Origin of the sequence: Stenotrophomonas sp. MYb238, assembly GCF_009496535.1 — a bacterium.
Classification (GTDB): Bacteria; Pseudomonadota; Gammaproteobacteria; order Xanthomonadales; family Xanthomonadaceae; genus Stenotrophomonas.
Window position 1 is genome coordinate 14,124 of the sequence record NZ_WIDL01000010.1, and the last position, 17,971, is coordinate 32,094.

14 protein-coding genes and 1 tRNA gene are annotated in these 17,971 nt (G+C 70.0%); 7 read left to right on the forward strand and 8 right to left on the reverse strand.

Features of this window, described 5'->3' with window-relative positions; all coding sequences use genetic code 11:
- Nucleotides 1-9: 9 nt before the first annotated feature.
- The 4 genes from CQ393_RS08435 to CQ393_RS08450 all read right to left on the reverse strand — a co-directional run bounded on the left by CQ393_RS08435 (nucleotide 10) and on the right by CQ393_RS08450 (nucleotide 4,213).
- On the reverse strand, nucleotides 10-1,515 hold the full coding sequence (locus tag CQ393_RS08435) for a PH domain-containing protein (RefSeq protein WP_343199877.1): 1,506 nt from the start codon (nucleotides 1,513-1,515) through the stop codon (nucleotides 10-12).
- Nucleotides 1,512-2,030, reverse strand: coding sequence for a PH domain-containing protein (locus tag CQ393_RS08440; protein WP_153191118.1), 519 nt, complete (start codon nucleotides 2,028-2,030; stop codon nucleotides 1,512-1,514). Before CQ393_RS08440 ends, CQ393_RS08435 begins: the two co-directional genes overlap by 4 nt.
- A gap of 55 nt (nucleotides 2,031-2,085) precedes the next feature.
- Nucleotides 2,086-3,207, reverse strand: coding sequence for a GTP cyclohydrolase II RibA (gene ribA / locus CQ393_RS08445; protein ID WP_153191119.1), 1,122 nt, complete (start codon nucleotides 3,205-3,207; stop codon nucleotides 2,086-2,088).
- Between the two features lie 85 nt (nucleotides 3,208-3,292).
- Nucleotides 3,293-4,213 (reverse strand): lauroyl acyltransferase, encoded by a 921-nt coding sequence (locus CQ393_RS08450; protein ID WP_153191120.1) that lies wholly within the window; start codon nucleotides 4,211-4,213, stop codon nucleotides 3,293-3,295.
- Nucleotides 4,214-4,329: 116 nt separating this feature from the next.
- Between CQ393_RS08450 and dtd the strand changes: the two genes are divergently transcribed.
- The 4 genes from dtd to CQ393_RS08470 all read left to right on the forward strand — a co-directional run bounded on the left by dtd (nucleotide 4,330) and on the right by CQ393_RS08470 (nucleotide 9,338).
- Complete coding sequence (gene dtd / locus CQ393_RS08455) at nucleotides 4,330-4,770, forward strand: D-aminoacyl-tRNA deacylase (protein ID WP_153191121.1); 441 nt, start codon at nucleotides 4,330-4,332, stop codon at nucleotides 4,768-4,770.
- 93 nt (nucleotides 4,771-4,863) lie between these two features.
- Nucleotides 4,864-6,717 (forward strand): RNA polymerase sigma factor RpoD, encoded by a 1,854-nt coding sequence (gene rpoD / locus CQ393_RS08460; RefSeq protein WP_153191122.1) that lies wholly within the window; start codon nucleotides 4,864-4,866, stop codon nucleotides 6,715-6,717.
- 165 nt (nucleotides 6,718-6,882) lie between these two features.
- The gene (locus CQ393_RS08465) at nucleotides 6,883-9,192 is read left to right on the forward strand and encodes a GH92 family glycosyl hydrolase (RefSeq protein ID WP_228114380.1); all 2,310 of its coding nucleotides are present in this window, start codon (nucleotides 6,883-6,885) and stop codon (nucleotides 9,190-9,192) included.
- A 70-nt stretch (nucleotides 9,193-9,262) separates the two neighbouring features.
- Nucleotides 9,263-9,338: transfer RNA gene (locus CQ393_RS08470), tRNA-Ile, on the forward strand.
- Nucleotides 9,339-9,972: 634 nt separating this feature from the next.
- Here CQ393_RS08470 and CQ393_RS08475 read toward each other — a convergent pair.
- Both CQ393_RS08475 and CQ393_RS08480 read right to left on the reverse strand, forming a co-directional pair.
- Nucleotides 9,973-10,263 (reverse strand): hypothetical protein, encoded by a 291-nt coding sequence (locus tag CQ393_RS08475; RefSeq protein WP_153191124.1) that lies wholly within the window; start codon nucleotides 10,261-10,263, stop codon nucleotides 9,973-9,975.
- Between the two features lie 191 nt (nucleotides 10,264-10,454).
- A complete protein-coding gene (locus tag CQ393_RS08480; RefSeq protein WP_153191125.1) occupies nucleotides 10,455-10,700 on the reverse strand; it encodes a hypothetical protein in 246 nt (81 codons plus the stop codon).
- A gap of 681 nt (nucleotides 10,701-11,381) precedes the next feature.
- Between CQ393_RS08480 and CQ393_RS08485 the strand changes: the two genes are divergently transcribed.
- Nucleotides 11,382-14,069: an EAL domain-containing protein gene (locus tag CQ393_RS08485; protein WP_153191126.1), complete on the forward strand. Its 2,688-nt coding sequence runs from the start codon at nucleotides 11,382-11,384 to the stop codon at nucleotides 14,067-14,069.
- Between the two features lie 6 nt (nucleotides 14,070-14,075).
- Here CQ393_RS08485 and CQ393_RS08490 read toward each other — a convergent pair whose 3' ends face one another.
- Nucleotides 14,076-14,918 (reverse strand): SAM-dependent methyltransferase, encoded by an 843-nt coding sequence (locus CQ393_RS08490; RefSeq protein ID WP_153191127.1) that lies wholly within the window; start codon nucleotides 14,916-14,918, stop codon nucleotides 14,076-14,078.
- Between the two features lie 166 nt (nucleotides 14,919-15,084).
- On the opposite strand from CQ393_RS08490, the gene CQ393_RS08495 reads away from it, so the two are divergent.
- Both CQ393_RS08495 and CQ393_RS08500 read left to right on the forward strand, forming a co-directional pair.
- The gene (locus tag CQ393_RS08495; protein ID WP_153191128.1) at nucleotides 15,085-16,017 is read left to right on the forward strand and encodes a hypothetical protein; all 933 of its coding nucleotides are present in this window, start codon (nucleotides 15,085-15,087) and stop codon (nucleotides 16,015-16,017) included.
- Nucleotides 16,018-16,326: 309 nt separating this feature from the next.
- Nucleotides 16,327-17,337, forward strand: a complete 1,011-nt coding sequence (locus CQ393_RS08500) for a chitinase (RefSeq protein WP_343199882.1) — start codon at nucleotides 16,327-16,329, stop codon at nucleotides 17,335-17,337.
- 78 nt (nucleotides 17,338-17,415) lie between these two features.
- On the opposite strand, the gene CQ393_RS08505 is transcribed toward CQ393_RS08500, so the two are convergent.
- Nucleotides 17,416-17,880: a hypothetical protein gene (locus CQ393_RS08505; protein ID WP_153191130.1), complete on the reverse strand. Its 465-nt coding sequence runs from the start codon at nucleotides 17,878-17,880 to the stop codon at nucleotides 17,416-17,418.
- Nucleotides 17,881-17,971: the final 91 nt, after the last annotated feature.

Here is a 17,971-nt window from a genome sequence, read left to right on the forward strand (position 1 = left end):
GGTGCGCTCCTACCAGCGCAGCCGGCGCCGCGCCATTTCCCGTCCCAGCTGCGCCATCAGTTCGCGGGCGCGCGCTTCTTCGAGGAAGCGGAGCCGCAACGGCGGCGCGCCGAAGGCGCCGGCGGTGTCCAGCGTCAGCGTGGCGGTGCCGAAGTGGCGATCCAGCGGCGAGCGGTCCAGCCGCAGCGCCTGCAGCTTGTCCAGTTCGGCGACGCGCCACCAGCGGTTCCACCAGCCGCCGCGCATCGCCACCCGTTGCGGGTCGATGCTGTAGCCCATGCGCGAAACCTGTCGGTGCGCCTTGAATGCGGACCACGGCAGCCACAGCAGGGGCAGCAGGCCCCAGGCGCCGAACTTGTGCCAGCCCAGCGCCGTCGCCGCGGCCACGACGGGCAGCGCCGGCAGGCACAGCCGCCACCAGCCGCGCATGGACACGGCCTGCCACTGCGACGGCGGCCACTGCACGTCGGGCAGCAGGTGTTGCAGCAGGCGGTCGCAGTCGTCGGGCGTGGCCAGGGGCGCCAGCTCCTTCAGCGCGCGACCCTCCTGTTCCCGGCCACCGCCGGCGGCGATGTCCACACGCAGCTGGCGGCGTCGGAACAGGCGGTGCAGCACGCCTTCGCGCAGGGTCCAGGCCTGGATGCGGCGGTGCGCGACGCTGCTGCGCAGCCGCGTGAGCAGCCCACGCTCGACGGTGAGGCGCCGCTCGGCTTCGCCGAGGTGGAAACCGTGGTACTGCACGATCGCCAGGGCGATGGACGCCAGCCACATCAGCAGCAGCGCCAGCAGCAGGAGAACGAGCCCGGTGCCGATCCAGGTGGAGGCGCCCAGCTGCAGCTGGCTGGCATAGCCGAATACCTGGCGGCCCTGGTCGCGGACGAAATCCTCGGCCATGTCGCGCGGGAACATCTGCCAGAGCGCGCCCAGGGCGGCGGCGGCCACCACCAGCGCGCGGTTGGAGATCAGTCCCAGCCGTACCAGTTCCGGCAGCGGCAGCGTGAGCAGCGGGGACGCGCCGTCCTGCGGCTCCTGCCCGCCGGGAACGGTGTCGCCGCCCCGGTGGCGGATCAGCCGTTCCAGTTCGAGCGCCTGCGCCAGCCGCAGCACGCGCATCTGCGCTTCGGGCTTGTCGCCGGCGGCCGACTCCAGGCGCAGCTCGGCCACGCCGAACAGACGGTGCAGCAGGTTCTGGTGCACGACGACGTTGTGGATGCGCGCGAACGGGATCTCGCGGCGCGTGCGTTCGAGGATGCCGCTGCGGATGGTCAGCGCGTCGTCACCGATCCGGTAGCGGTAGGTGAGGTAGTGCAGCAGCGCGCTGGCCGCCATGGCCGCCAGCACGGCCAGGGTGATCAGGTGGAACAGCCACTCGTGGTCCTGGCGGCGGCTGCCGAAGAACAGCAGGGCCACCAGCGGCAGCAGGAACTGCTGCAGATGCTGCTGCAGCTCGAACAGCCACGACCAGGGATGCAGGCGCTGTTCCTGCGCTGGCGTCGGGAGATCGGGAAGGGTCACAGCGCGTCGTCGTGGTCGAGCTGGCGGGAGAGCCGGTCGCGCAGGCGCTCGGCGTCTTCATGGTCGAGGCCGGCGATGGCGACGGTGTTCATCCGCGTGCCGGCGGTATGCACGACCAGCGTCGCCAGCCCGGCGGCGCGCTGCAGCGGGCCGCGGCGCAGGTCCATGTGCTGCACGCGCGATACGGGGACATGGCTTTCGCTCCGCCACAGGTGCCCGCGGCGCACGCCCAGCGCCTGCGCGTCCAGCCGCCAGAAGGTGCGGCGATGGCGCCGCCAGCCGGTCCAGGCGCCGCCCAGCAGGCCCGCGCCGGCGGCGGCCAGCGTGGTCGCCAGCGTCCAGGGATTGTGCAGCGCCAGCGACAGCGCGCCACAGGCCAGCAGCAGGGTGAACATCGACGCCAGTCCGGTACCGATGGCGGCGAACGGCGCGCCGCGGCGCGGCAGCTGTCGCCAATCGCCGGTGGTGGCAGCGTCGGCAGTGGGAATGGAGAGAAGGCTTGGGGGCTCGGTCATGCCGCGACCTTACAGGGGCACCGGGAGTTCCGTCATCCGTGCCGCGTGCCCGCGATCACTGCGCCGACATGATCAGCGCATCGACATCCAGGTGGTGGCCGGCGCGCGCGGCCTTGGTGCGCAGGTACTGTTCGTTCTCGGCGGTGATCTCGCCGGTCACCGGGATGCTGCCCAGCACCTCGATGCCGGCATTGCGCAGGTGCTGCACCTTGGTGGGGTTGTTGGTCAGCAGCTGGATGCGCTCCACCCCCAGGCCGCGCAGCATGGCGATCGCGCTGCCGTAGCGGCGCTCGTCGGCGCCGAAACCCAGCTGCGTGTCGGCGTCGATGGTGTCCAGCCCTTCGTGCTGGTAGCCATAGGCGCGCATCTTGGCGGCGATGCCGGTGCCGCGCCCTTCCTGGTCCAGGTACAGCAGGATGCCGCCGCCCAGTTCCTTCAGCGCGCGCAGGCCGCGCCGCAGCTGGTCGCCGCAGTCGCACTTGAGCGAGCCGAACAGGTCGCCGGTCAGGCACGAGGAGTGCACGCGCACCGGCACCACGCCCTGCAGGTCGGGAGTGCCGACGATCACCGCCACCTGGTCGCGCTGCGCCACGCCGCCGCGGAACACGGCGAATTCGGTCATGCCGACCTCGCGCAGCGGCACCGGCGAACGCGTCACCAGTTCGTAGTCCTGGCCGGCCTGCGCCGCGCCGCAGCGCAGGTCGTCCAGCGTGAGGTGCAGGCAGCCGTCGAACGGGGTGGTGCCGGCCGGCAGGACCGCCGATACCAGCGCCGGCAACAGCAGGCCGAGCCGGGCGACTTCCACCGCGGCGGCATCCAGCGCGTCGCCTTCGGTGGGGATGCCGGCCGGTACCGGGGTGTCGCGCAGGTAGGCCAGCGCTGGCAGGTCATCGAAACCCTGCCCGGCCAAGGCGATGCGGATGCCGTGGGCGCTGTCGACGCCCAGCGTGCGTGCGCGCGGCGTGGTCAGGAACAGGTAGTGCCGCTCGTCCGCGGCCCGGGCGAAGGCGGCGAAGCCCGCCGGAGAGGCACTGTCCAGCGCCATCGTGGCCAGGCGGCGGCCGCCGTCGGCGATCACCACCGGCCGCCCCGCACGCAGTTCGGCGGCGGCACGTTCGCAGCGGATCGCCGCGGTTTCGCCGAAGCTGGGGGAAGCGGATGCAGGGGAGAGGGACATGGCGTTCATCGGCAAGCTAATGGGGCCGGCGGTCGCGGATTCAAACGACCGCCGGGGTGACGCAGTGTTGCGCAAAGGCGCGCGTTCAATGCGGGTGGCGTTCCGTCGCGTAGGGGTCGCCCTCGCCGCTGCCGGGCGGGCGCAGCGTATAGCGCTTGTAGGTCCACTGGTACTGCGCCGGGTCGCGCCGGGCGATGCGCTCGATGCCGGCGTTCAGCGCGCCGGCGGCGACCAGCGGGTCGGGATCTGCGATCCGCGCCGACGCCGGCTCAACGTGCAGGGCGAATTCGATGTCCGGGCCGGTCCGCTCGCACCAAGCATGGAGCACGGTGGCGCCGGTGCGCTCGGCCAGGCGGTTGACCAGGGTCATGGTCAGCGCCTGCACGCCGAAGAAGGGGACGAACACGCCATCGCCGTTCTTCGGCTGCTGGTCGGGCAGGATGCCGACCGCGCCGCCTTCCTTGAGCACCTTGAACAGCTGCCGCACCGCCGGGCCTTCGGCCCGCACCTGGCGCACGTTGTCGCCGCCGCGCACCAGCTGCAGGAATTCATCGCCGGCCGGATTCTCCGGCGGCGCGTAGACGATGGCGATCGGTCCGCGCGAGGCCAGCCACTGGTTCAGCAGTTCCCAGTTGCCGTAATGCGGGGCGACCACGATTACGCCCTTGCCGGCGGCCAGCGCCGCGTCGTACAGGTCCTGCCCGTGGCGCTCGCGCAGGTGGCCGGCCAGGTTGGTGGCCGGATCGTGGGTCCACAGGTACAGGGTCTCCATCGCCTGGCGGGCGGTGGCGCGCAGTACGTCGCGGTGCAGGCCGGCACGCTGCGCGGCGGGCAGTTCCGGGAAGGCCAGTTCGAGATTGCGGCGCGTCACCCGGCTCTCGCGGGCGTCCAGGCGCTGCCACAGGCGGGCCAGGGCGTCGGCCAGGGTCCGCTGCCAGGACCAGGGCAGCCGGGTCAGGGCGGTGGCGAGACGGTGGTACAGCTTGGCGGCGCGTTCCGGTTTCATCCGGGCAAGTTTAGTACGCCGGGGCGGACGGCTTCCCGGCGCATCCGCCCGCGGGTGCCGACCGGATACGGCGTCCCCGGTATATGGTGCGGCCTTCCATCCCTGCAGGAGTGCCCATGCTTTCCCTCATCCAGCGCGTCGCCCAGGCTTCGGTCACGGTGGAAGGGGAGGTGGTCGGCAAGATCGGCCCGGGCCTGCTGGCGCTGGTCGGGGTGGAGCCGGGCGATGACGAGGCCGGCTTGGCGCGCATGGCCGATCGCCTGCTCGGTTATCGTGTTTTCGCCGACGATGCCGGCAAAATGAACCGTTCGTTGCGCGATACCGAGGGCGGCCTGCTGCTGGTCAGCCAGTTCACCCTGGCCGCCGATACCCGCTCGGGCATGCGCCCGAGCTTCACCAGCGCGGCGCCGCCGGCCGAGGCTGAACGGCTTTTCAACCGTCTAGTGGCGATCTGCCGCGAAAAGCATGCCCAAGGGGTGGAAACCGGCCGCTTCGGGGCCCATATGATCGTCAGCCTGGTCAACGATGGACCGGTGACCTTCCTGCTCAGACCCTGACGCGCCGTGAAACCACCGCCCGGCAAGCGTTATGCTGCGCTGGTATAATAGTAGGTTCTCTATCTTTCCCCACGCCGGTGGCGCGAGCACTACATGGCCAACGAACGTCCTGCCCAGCAGTCCGATATCAAACAACTGATCAGCAAGGGCCTGGAACAGGGCTACCTGACCTACGCCGAAGTCAATGACCACCTGCCCGACGACATGGTCGACCCGGAGCAGATCGAGGACATCATCGGCCTGATCACCGGCATGGGCATCGATGTCCATGAGGTGGCGCCCGATGCCGACACGCTGATCCTGAGCGACGGCAACACCGGCAACCGCGAGGTGGATGATACCGCCGCCGAGGAAGCCGCGGCCGCGCTGACCGCGCTCGATACCGAAGGTGGCCGCACCACCGACCCGGTGCGCATGTACATGCGCGAGATGGGCACGGTCGAGTTGCTGACCCGCGAAGGCGAAATCGCCATCGCCAAGCGCATCGAGGAAGGCCTGGGCCAGGTGCAGGCCGCGCTCGGCACCTTCCCGCCGGCGGTCGAATCCGTGCTGGCCGATTACGAGCTGCACAAGGAAGGCAAGAAGCGCCTTGCCGAGATCATCGTCGGCTTCAACGACCTGGTCGAGGACGTGCCGGCGCCGGCCTCCGCCGAGAGCGACGACGCCTCGGACGACAGCGATGCCGAGGCCGACGAGGACGAGGACGACGTCGGCGGCGACGAGGATACCGGCCCGACCGGCCCGGATCCGGTCGAGGTCGCCAACCGCATGGAACAGCTGGCCAGCGACATGGCCAAGTTCAAGAAGGCCCATGCCAAGGGCGACACCAAGGCGCAGGCCAAGCTGCGCGAGGAACTGTCGGCGACCTTCGTGACCCTGAAGCTGCCGCTGCCGCTGACCGACGTGCTGGTCCGGCTGCTGCGCGACACCATGGGCCGGATCAAGGCCCAGGAGCGCCGCGTGCTGCACCTGGCCACGGTCACCGCGCGCATGCCGCGCAAGGACTTCATCCGTTCCTGGGAAGGCAACCAGACCAACCTGGAATGGGTCGAGGACGCGATCAAGCGCAAGCAGAAGTGGTCGTCGGCGCTGCGCGACGTCAAGGACCAGATCGTCGCCGAGCAGCAGGCCACGCTCGACGTGGAGAAGGATTCGCACCTGAGCCTGGACGAGCTGAAGGAAATCAGCCGCGTCATGGCCTATGGCGAAGCCAAGGCGCGCAAGGCCAAGAAGGAAATGGTCGAGGCCAACCTGCGCCTGGTGATCTCCATCGCCAAGAAGTATACCAACCGCGGCCTGCAGTTCCTGGACCTGATCCAGGAAGGCAACATCGGCCTGATGAAGGCCGTGGACAAGTTCGAATACCGCCGCGGCTACAAGTTCTCGACCTATGCCACCTGGTGGATCCGCCAGGCGATCACCCGCTCGATCGCCGACCAGGCGCGCACCATCCGCATCCCGGTGCACATGATCGAGACGATCAACAAGCTCAACCGCATTTCCCGCCAGATGCTCCAGCAGTACGGCCGCGAGGCCACGCCGGAGGAGCTGGCCAAGGAAATGGACATGCCGGAAGACAAGATCCGCAAGGTGATGAAGATCGCCAAGGAGCCGATCTCGATGGAAACCCCGATCGGCGACGACGAGGATTCGCATCTGGGCGACTTCATCGAGGACACCAACGTGGAGTCCCCGATCGACAACACCACCAACATCAACCTGTCCGAGACCGTGCGCGACGTGCTGGCCGGCCTCACCCCGAGGGAAGCCAAGGTGCTGCGCATGCGCTTCGGCATCGACATGAACACCGACCACACCCTGGAAGAGGTCGGCAAGCAGTTCGACGTCACCCGCGAGCGCATCCGCCAGATCGAGGCCAAGGCGCTGCGCAAGCTGCGCCACCCGAGCCGCTCCGAGCAGCTGCGCAGCTTCCTGGACATCGACTGACCGTTCCGCAGCGCCATCGCGGTACGGAAGAGAGGCCCCGCATCGCGGGGCCTTTTTGTTTTGCGGTGCCGCGCCATCCCCTGCGGCGACGGCGGGTGGTATTTTCGACGCCTGCATTGGATCGGTCCAAAGGGGCAGGCGATGGCGGTCGGACAGGCGAAGTGGATGATGGCGCTGGTGCTGCTGGCGGGCACCGCGGTGGCGGGCGAGAGCGTCGGCGAGCGCGCGGTGGCGGCGGTCGATCCGTTCATCGGCACCGGCGGCGAGGGCCACACCTATCCGGGGGCGACGGTGCCGCACGGCATGATCCAGCTCAGCCCTGACACCCAGATCAGGTCGCGCAAGGACGGCTACGGCTGGGCGGCCGGCTACCGCCACGACGACACCACCATCGCCGGCTTCTCGCACACCCACTTCTCCGGCACCGGCCATTCCGACCTCGGCGACGTGCTGCTGATGCCGATCGCCGGCGAGGTGAAGTACGAGCGCGGCGACATCGGCAAACCCGGCAGCGGCTACACCTCGCGCTTCCGCCACGAGGACGAGACGGCGCAGCCGGGCTATTACGCCGTCACCCTCGACGATTACGGCGTGCGCGCCGAACTGACCGCCAGCGCGCGCGTCGGCATGCACCGCTACGCCTTTCCCGCGAACCAACCGGCGCATGTGCTGATCGACCTGCGCACCAGCATGTACGACTACCCGGGCAAGATCCTGTGGTCGCGCCTGCGGCTGCGCGCGGACGGCACCGTGACCGGCTTCCGCGAAACACGCGGCTGGGCGCCCGGCCGCCAGCTGTATTTCGCCATGCGCTTCTCGCGGCCCGTCCGCGGGCATGCCTTCCACGACACCGAGACCGACGTCGTCTACCGCGGCTTCCCGCCGCCGGCGGAGAAGGCCCCCGGCGCACGTGCGCAGATCGAAGGACGGCAGCTCGTCGGCAGTTTCGATTTCGGCGCGGACGGGCGCGAGCCGCTGCTGGTGAAGGTGTCGATCTCGCCGGTCAGCGAGGACAACGCCCTCGCCAACCTCGACGCCGAAGCGCCCGGCTGGGACTTCGACGGCATGCGCGCCGCCGCAAGTGCGCAGTGGGTGCAGGCATTGGCTGCAGTGGACGTGGACGCGCCGCCGGCGCAGCGCACCGGTTTCTACACCGCGCTGTACCACAGCATGCTCGGCCCGACGCTGTTCATGGACAGCGATGGCCGCTACCGCGGCCCGGACAATGCCGTGCACCAGGCAAAGGGCTGGACCAACTACTCGACCTTCTCGCTGTGGGACACCTACCGTGCGCTGCATCCGCTGATGACCCTGCTGCAGCCGCCGCAGCGCAGCAGCGACATGGTCAACTCGCTGCTGGCTGCGCGCCGCGAAAGCCCGTACGGCATCCTGCCGGTGTGGTCGTTCCACGGCCTGGAGACGTGGTGCATGATCGGCTACCACGGCGTACCGGTAATCGCCGATGCCTACATGAAGGGCATCGGCGGCTTCGACGCGGACGAGGCGCTGCAGGCGATGGTCGCCAGCGCCGACTACGGCCCCTACGATGGCATCGCCGAGTACCGCGAACTCGGCTGGGTGCCGATCGACGAGGAAGGTGAGGCGGCGAGCAAGACGCTGGAATACGCCTACGACGACTGGAGCATCGCGCGCATGGCCAAGGCGATGGGGCGCGACGACATCGCTGCGGAATTCGCGAAGCGCTCCGGCAACTGGAAACACGCCTTCGATCCGTCCACCGGCTTCATGCGCGCCCGCAGGCGCGACGGCAGCTTCCGCGAACCGTTCGATCCCGCCGCCAGCGGCTACGGCAGCGACTACACCGAAGGCAATGCATGGCAGTACTCGTGGTACGTGCCGCAGGACGTGGCCGGCTTGGCCGCCGCGCACGGCGGCGCGGACAAGCTGCTGCAGCGGCTCGACCAGGTGTTCGAGGCGAAGGTGGATCCGGCGGTGTTCGAGCACATGGAAGACATCACCGGCCTGATCGGCTGGTACGCGCATGGCAACGAACCCAGCCACCACGTCGCCTATCTCTACGCCTACGCCGGCCAGCCGTGGCGTACACAGGCGCGGCTCAAGCGGATCATGGACACCCAGTACGCGCCGCGCCCGGACGGACTGGCCGGCAACGACGACCTGGGCCAGATGTCGGCGTGGTACGTGTTCACCGCGCTGGGGTTCTACCCGGTCACGCCGGGCAGCAACGAATACATCATCGGCCGCCCGTTCCTGCCGCGCGCCACCTTGAACCTGCCCAACGGCAAGCGTTTCACCATCGTCGCCGACGGCTTGGACGACGCCCATCCCTACATCGGCGGCGCCACCCTCGACGGCAAGCCGCTGGACCGCGCGTTCCTGCGTCACGAGCAGATCATGGCCGGTGGCGAACTGCGCTTCATCATGCAGGCCGAACCCAACCGCGAATGGGGCACGCGCCCCGACGCGAGGCCGTACTCGCAGTCGACGCACTGACGCGCCTGCGAGGGCGGAACCGGGCGGTGGCCGCCCGCGCCGGCCTCCACTACACTTGCGCACCGGCAGCGGGCCTATAGCTCAACGGTTAGAGCAGAGGACTCATAATCCTTTGGTTCCAGGTTCGAATCCTGGTGGGCCCACCATATGTATCAGCGGCTTGTGGCGGTTTCCTGCCCTTGCCGCGATGACTGCAAAATTCTTTGGTGTCCGTTTCGTTTTCTCGAAACGCGCAAACCTCGGCCGCGATCCAAGCTTGGATCGCGCTCATCAGCCAGAGGACCGCTTGCCGACATTGATCTGCCGGGGAAAGATCTTCTCCCAGATGCAGCGGGGAACCTGTGCGGCAAGAATGTTCGGGGCGTCGAGTGGACTCGGTCCGAACGAGACGAGGTAGTAGCCGTTACACGACAATGCAAAGCCAGCCCCCGCGGGGAGGGCTGGCTACCGAGCTATAGGGAATTTCAGGGGATGACACACCCTGAGCCTCTCATGCATCGAGAGTAGAGGCCATAGCAGTAGACATCGGTGTGTCCTTTGGCCAGGCAGTTCTGGTAGTTCGTAAAGCAGACATCACACGGCGTGTTGTCTTGAGCGGTTGCGGCTCCGATGCCAAGAGTCAGACCGAGGGTTGCGATAGCAGTAGCCAGCTTGAGCCGAATCTTCATGCCATTCCTCTATTGTTTGCCCTTCAATGGGCAGCCGTGACGCTACACATGCCTCCAGGGCCATTCAATGTGCGCTGCCGCAACCGGTGGAGATGGCGGGGCTTACCCAGCCTCACTCCGCCGACGGCTGTTCCGACGCGGCCTGCTCGCGGGCCAGCGTGGTGAGCAGGCGCACGTGCTGCTTGGCCCAGCGCGCGCCCCAGCGCATGCCGGCGCTGGCCGAACGGACGGCGATGATCGGCAACGGGCGCGAAGGCTCGTGCAGGTACACCTCGACGATCCATCCCTGGTGCCGCCGGCAGATCTCCAGCACCCGCACGCCGCCCAGGCACAGGCGTTTCCGCTCGGGCTCCTCGACCCAGTGGAAGGGCGGAGGCAGGCGGCTCGGGACGGCTTTGGGCATGGAAGGCTCCTTGTATGTCTGCCGGACGGAATCCCAGCGTTTCGTCCGGACCGGTTTGCAGGGTAACGACAGCGCGACCCTCGGATTGCTTCGGCCGAGCCCGTATCGCGCAGCCTTCTTGTGCGCGGTCGATCGCGTGGTCGCGCCGATGTCGCGGCGTGGGTCACGAACGGCGCTGTGGGACGCGCGCGTCAGCTGACGACCAGCACCCAGGACGCGTTCGAATCGTTGAACCGGTAACGCAAGCCTTCGTGGTCGATCTGGCGCGCGAGATTGCCGTGCTCGTCCACCAGGACATGCACGTCGACGAGCACGCCGGGCCGGCCATTGACCGCGCGGCTGACCAGCGTTTCCAGCGGAACCTGTTCGGTGGCCAGCACGGTGACGGCGCGCCGCTCCTGGCCGGGTCCCTGCAGGAACATGTTCACTTCTTTCAAGACCGCTCTCCTTGACGATGGTCCTACGGGGTGGAGCAACGACTCCGCTTCCCTTGCCACGCCGGCCAGGCGGCCGCGTCACGCCGGTCTCGAAGGCGCACCGCTGGAAACCCGGCACCCCTGTGATGGGTGCGGGTGTCGCATGTGTCCTGTCTCGACGCGCACCGGTCCCGCGCGGGCGTCCCCGGACGTGCCCGTGGAGGTCGGTGGCGGTTCCCGGTTGCCGTTGCCGGCGGTGGGCTTCTGGCCTGGCGCTTGCTTGTGCAGGCAGCGCGCAGGTCGCAGGGATGCTTCATCCTGCCGACGAGGTATACACCGGATGAAGTTAAGAGAAAGGGATGAACGCGGAACCCGTGGCGCGGTGCGCGTGCGCGGCGATCTGCGCCTGCGCGGTGCTGCAGTGCGGAATGCGCGAGGGTGCGGACCGGCTCAGGGTAGCGGGCCGGAACGGTGCGTAGAATCGTGGCGTTCCGCGGGTCATGGCTGCCGCATATATGGTTGTGGTGCGGCAGGGGGCCGTTCGTGATGCGCGTCGCCGGGGGCGTTGCTGCCGGCGGCAATCAGGGGACCGGATACAGGACATGGGCCGTATGGACGATGGTGGGGCGATGGCGGATCGGGCAACCATGACGGCGGCGGGAAACCGGCGGCGTGCCGTGGCCGCTGCCCGGGGATGCGTGCATGCAGCGTGAGCGCCCCGCCGCACCTGGCGACGGCGGCGTGCCGCGCTACATGTTCACCACGCCGCTCTGGGCCGTGCTGGTGCTGGTATCGGGCCTGCTGCTGACGGCGTGGATGGCGTGGGGCGAGTGGAAGAGCGAGCGCGACCGCGTGCAGTCCCTGCAGCGGTCGCTGGCCGACGCGGCGCCTGCGCGCCTGCGCGAACCGCTGGCCGGCGCCGCGCTGGGACTGCGCGCCATGCAGACCGTGCTGCTGGCCGGTACGGAGCAACTGGACCAGGCCACCTTCGACAGCTACCAGCGCAACCTGCGCTCGCAGGAATGGATCCACGGCTACGTGCTGATCGCCTTCGCGCAGCGGCGCGGCAACGCCGGCGACGACAGTGAGGCCACCTACCGCTACCAGTACGTCGCGCCGCTGGGCGGGAACGAGGTGCTGGTGGGCTTCGACATCGCCCGGCAGCCGGAGAACATGGAAGCGCTGCGGCGCGCGCGCGATGCCGACGCGCCGGCCATGTCCGCGCCGTTCCCGTTGCTGCAGTTCCGCGGCCAGCAGGGAGCGAGCGACATGGGCATCACCGTGCGGCTGCCCGCCTACGCGGCGGGCGCCATGCCGGCCACGGTGAACGAACGGCGCGCGCGCGAACTGGGGGCGCTGGCGGTCAGCGTGCGCCTGGAGCCGATGGTGCGCGAGGCGCTGTATGGAAGGATCCTGGACTACATGGACGTGGACATCCGCGACCTGGGCGCGCTGCCCGCGCACGCGCGGGTGTTCGCCAGCGCGCCGCTGCCGGCCGACGCCGGCCAGGTGCAGGTGCGCAGGATGGAGTTCGGCGGCAGGACCTGGGAGCTGCGCCTGTGGCCGCGTACGCCGATGGGCGCGTGGGGGCAGCTGCGGCTGATCGTCATCGGCGGCAGCTCGATCAGCGTGCTGCTGGCATTGTTCCTGTGGTCGCAGGCGACCCTGCACCGCCGCGCGGTCGAGCTCGGCCGCCGCATGAGCGCCCGCTTCGGCGAAAGCGAGGCGCGTTTCCAGGCATTGAACGAGATGCTGCCGGCGCTGGTGCTGGTGGCCGATGCGCGCGACGGGCGCATCACCTATGCCAACCGGGCCGCGCGGACGCAGCTGGGCGACGTGGCCGGCGAGCCGCTGGCGGAGCTGTTCGCCGACGCCGCGCTGGGCCGGGCGGCGGTCGCCGCCACGCTCGGGGAGGGCACGTGGAGCAGCCGGGAGGCGTTCGTGGTGCGTGGCGCTGGCGCTGCGCTCTGGGTGAACGCGTCGCTGGCGATGCTGGACATGGACCACGTACCGCACCTGCTGATGGTGGCCGGCGACACCAGCGCGCAGCGCGAGATGACCGAGCGGTTGCGCTACCAGGCCGCGCACGACGAGCTCACCGGGCTGTGCAACCGCCGCGAGTTCGAGCGCTGCCTGCGCCAGGCCCTGGCCGACGGCAGCGACGACGCCGGCGCCAGGCCGTTCGCGTTGATGTACATCGACCTGGACCAGTTCAAGCTCATCAACGATCTGTCCGGACACACCGCCGGCGACCAACTGCTGGTGCAGCTGTCGCAGGCGATGCGCCACCACATCCGCGACGGCGACCTGCTGGCGCGCCTGGGCGGCGACGAGTTCGGCCTGCTGGCGTTCGGCGTGGACCGTGAGCAGGCCGACCTGCTGGCCGAGCAGGTGCGCGCCTGCATCGAACGTTCGACCTTCTGCTGGCTGGGACGCAGCTACACGGTGAGCGCCAGCATCGGCCTGGTGCTGGTCGACCGCCACGGCTGCACGCTGAAGGACCTGCTGGCGTGGGCGGACAGCGCCTGTTACCAGGCCAAGGAGGACGGCCGCAACCGCGTGTGCGTGTACCGCGACGACGCCGACGCCACCCGCCGCATGGGCGAGATGGAATGGGCCAGCCACCTGCGCCGGGCGCTGGAACAGGACCGCCTGCTGCTGGACTACCAGGAGATCGTGCCGCTGTCGGCCGGCGCCAACCCGGTCACGCGCGTGGAACTGCTGCTGCGCATGCGCGCCGACGACGGCAGCGTGATCGCGCCGGGCGTGTTCCTGGTGGCGGCCGAGCGCTACGGGCTGATGCCCGCGGTGGACCGCTGGGTGATCCGCACCGCGCTGGCCAACTTCGCCCACCTGCATCCCTGCGGCGACCGCCTGCAGAGCTGCGCCATCAACCTGTCCGGCGCCAGCCTGGAGGACGAGGGACTGGCCGATTTCATCCTCGACGCCATCGCCCGCCATGGCGTGCCGCCGCAGCGGCTGTGCCTGGAGATCACCGAGACCGTGGCGGTGCGCGACCTGCTGCGCGTGGTGCGGGTGATCGAACGGCTGCGCGCGGTTGGCTGCCGCATCGCGCTGGACGATTTCGGCGCCGGCATGGCCTCGTTCGGTTACCTGAAGAACCTGCCGGTGGACGTGATCAAGATCGACGGCAGTTTCGTGCGCGACCTCGGCCGCGATCCGATGAGCCGGACCATCGTCGATGCCGTCACCCGCATCGGCCACCAGCGCGGCGCCAAGGTGGTGGCCGAATGGGTGGACGATCTGCGCACCCTGGACCTGCTGCGCGAGTTGGGCATCGACAGCGCGCAGGGCTTCGCCCTGCATCGTCCCGAGCGCGTGGTGTTCCAGCGCGGGGATGCGGAGCGGCCGGAAGGGCGCGGCGCCTAGCGCCGGTCAGCCGCGGACGGCGAATACCCCGTCCAGTTCCGGCCGCGCGCGGAAGCCCGCTTTTGCCAGGCGTGTGGCGACCTCGCGGGGAACGTCGCGGCCGCTGGTGAGTTTGTTGGGCGTGCCGGTGTAGTGGAACAACTGGCCGCCCCGGCGCAGCACGCGCGCCAGCTGGTCGTAGAACGCCTGCGAATACAGTTCGCCGGCGATGCCGAAGCGCGGCGGGTCGTGCAGCACGGCGTCGACCGAGGCGTCGGCGATGTCCGCGATGGCCAGCGAGACGTCGCCGTGGGTGAGCGTCAGGCGTCCGCCCGCGGCGTCCGATTCCGGGTCCGGCGACCAGGGATTGAGCGTGCGCAGCCACAGCACTTCCGGGCTCTTCTCGAACGAACGCACCGCCGCCACGCCGGCTTCCAGGCAGCAGGCGGCGAAGTAGCCCATGCCGCCGCAGGTGTCGAGCACCTGCTTGCCGTGCGGCGCGACCAGGGCGACCTTGCGGCGCGCGTCCTCCATCGGCGACAGCTGCGCGCTGACCAGCATCTTGATGCCGTCGATCTCGAAGGTCGGCACGCCCCACTCGGTCGGCACCAGCTTGTACAGGCCGGTGCCGAAGCGCGAGGCCGGCGCGAAATCCTCGCCGTCCCAGTAATAGACGGTGCGGTCCTTCAGCCGCTCCGGCCACGGGTAGTCGCTGCCGCGCCACCGCCAGTGACCCGCTTCCAGCAGCGCCTCATCCTCGCTGCGCCCCAGGTCGAACGAACCGGTCCAGGCCGGGCTGCCGCGCCGGTGCGCGTCGCGCATGGCGTCGAGCAGCGCGTGGGTGAGCAGGGGACCGGAGTAGTGGGTCATGCGCTGGGAGTGCCCGCGTGGGAGCATCGGTGTCGGAAAGGGCGGCCATCGTAACCCGGGCGTCCGCGCGCGACGGCGGCCATGGAACTCGCCGCGCCGGTTCCGGTCTAGTTGCCACGGTGCACCGCGGGGCTCCCGCCCGCGTGCAGGTCTGCGATGGAGAGGCATGCACGATTCCCGCGTCAGTGAACCCCTGTCCCACCGCATCGGCGCCGGCCTGGCGACCGCGGCGATCCTCTGTCTGGTCGGGCGCGTGCTGTGGCAGGTGCCCGAAACCGCCCCGGAGCAGCGGCAGCAGCGCCTGCAGGTACGCTGGCTGCCGCGCGAACCGGGTGCGCCGCCGCCGCCTCCACCGCTCCCGGTGCAGGCCCACGCTCCTGGGACCGCGCCCGTCGTTCCGCTCCTGCCGTCGCCGGCCGAGGCCATGCGCCCTTCCACACCGCCGCCGGCCGCATCCGCGCCGCCGGCTTCTTCCGCCGACTGGTCGCGCCGCCTCTATGCCGCCGATGGCGGGGTCGACCTGCCCGACGCCGTCGCGGGCGACGGGCGCATCCCCGGCAAGGACGAGCGGGTGTTCGAGCACCGCGACGAACTGGCGACGGGCGTGGGCGAGCGCGCCACCGCCGGCCTGTTCTCCAGGCGTGCAGCCGGGACGCGGCAGTCGCGCAAGGAGAAGTGGCTTTATGGCGAGGACATCCAGGCGGCCGAAGCGCGCCGCCCACCGGAGGTTGCGTTCAACCCGTCGCTGCACGAACGCGGGTCAGACCTGGGCAGCGAGGCGACCGGCGATGCCTACAAGGCCGCGCCGATCCGCCACGAGCCGCTGCCCGGCCTCGACGGCGAGGCCAGCCGCCGCCTCCGTGCCGCCATCGGCGAACTGGAGCGGCGCTATCCGCAGTGCGACGGGCAGGCGCGCCGCCGCTGGTTCGCCACCGCGCTGCAGCATCTGGACGCGCTGGAGCGGCTGGAATACCGCTACCGCCACGGCGCCGATCCGGTCGAGGCCGAACACACGCTGCCCTCAGCGGCCGACAGCGCCTATGACCTGGCGCGGCGCGCGTTGTGGGATGCCGAGCGACGCATGAAGACCTGCGGCTGAGCGCGGCCGCCAGCGCGGGGCAGGTCCGGGGCGCCGCGCCCGCGTCCGGCGGTCCGGCGATGTCCTCCGCGACGGGAGCGCCGGTGCGATGCGACAACGCGCCGACAGCCGCCGGGCAGGGCTGCCGGACATCGGCCGGACCGCCCGGGTCATTACCGGACAACTTCGCCAACATCATGTTCCGGAAGGGTTTTTCGCGCCGGCGCCTGTCTAGAATCGGGCTCCCCTCCACCGCATGGGATTGCGATGAAGCCGACCAGCCTGTTGTCGTGCGCGTTTGTCCTCCTCACCAGTTTCGGTTGCCAGGCCGTGCAGAAAGAACCCGCCGAACCGCGCGCCGGGGTGACGCCGGGCTACAGCCACCCGCTTCCGCGCCACGCGCTGGTCGGCTACCTGCACAACTTCGACAACGGCTCGGGCGTGCTGCCGCTCGGGCAGGTGGACGACAGCTGGGACGTGATCGTGCTGGCGTTCGCCGACGACATGGGCGAGGGCCGGATCGCGCTCAACCCCGCGCCGGGGCTGGACCGGGCCCGCCTGGTCGCCGACATCGCCGCCCGGCGCGCGCGCGGCGGGATCGTGGCGCTGTCCTTCGGCGGCGAACTGGGCACGGTGACCCTGCAGACGCAGCGCGACGAGGACAACTTCGTGCGCACCACCGCGCAGGCCATCGATGCCTACGGGCTGGATGGCATCGACATCGACCTGGAGAAGATCGCCGGCGTGGTGCACGGCGCGCCGGTGACCGGCCACCTCGTCTCCGCGGTCAAGCGCCTGCATGCCATGTACCCGAACCTGTACGTGTCGATGGCGCCGGAGCACCCCTACGTGCAGGGCGGCTGGGTGTCGATGGAAGGCATCTGGGGCGCCTACCTGCCGCTGCTCGACGGGCTGCGCGAGGAGCTGGACCTGCTGCACGTGCAGCTCTACAACAACGGCGGCCTGCCCACGCCCTACCGCGCGGACACGCTGCCGGCCGGCAGCGTGGACATGCTGGTGGGCTCGGCGAAGATGCTGATCGAAGGCTTCCAGCTCGCCGACGGCAAGGGCCGCTTCGATGGCCTGCGCCCGGACCAGGTGGCGCTGGCCCTGCCTTCCGGCCCGCGTGCGGCCGGCAACGGCTACGCCACGCCGGCCGACATCAACCGCGCCTTCGACTGCCTGACCCGCGCCACCGCCTGCGACAACGTGAAGCCGGCGCAACCGTATCCGGATTTCCGCGGCGTCATGACCTGGTCGATCAACTGGGACGTGGCCGATGGCGGTGCGTTCTCGGTGCCGGTCGGCACGCACCTGCGCCAGGCGCGCGCGAAGCGGTGACCGCGCGGGCGTGAGGGGTCGCCGAGCCGGGCCTGCACGCGTTCGGCCACGCTTGATGCCAGAAGCCTGCGGCAGGCGTCAGTCCGCCGCAGGCAGCACGCGCAGCGCCGGGAGCCCGACGTGGTGCAGCAGTTCGCGCACCACCAACAGCGCCGCGGCGAAGCGGGGTTGTCCAAGCAGGCCCAGGCTGCGCGCGGGAACGCCGGCCGCCACCTGTGCAAGGCGGTCGAAGACGTCCTCGACCTCGGCGATGGAAAGCGTGGCCGCCGCCAGGGGATCGCGTCCGGCCGCCGGCAGCAACGGCGCCAGCACCGGGTCCGCGCATTCCAGCAGCGTCGCCGGCCGATGGCGCAGGGCGGGGATGGCTGGCATCAGCGCATCCTCGACCTGCTGGATGGCCTGCTCGAGCGCCGCGCCACCCGGCGGAAAGCTCTCCAATCCCGCTGCCAGCAGGCCATCCAGCGACAGCGGCAGCACGACCGCCGCGCCCTGTGGCGGTTGCAGGCGGATCGGATCTTCTTCCAGGTGCAGTCGCAGGTCCATGGGGACTCCATTGGTGGCGGTGCCGGGTGCGGCGGGTGGGTCCGCGCCGGCCGGCGAGCGTCTATGGTGCCGGGTCCGCAACCGCTGGGAT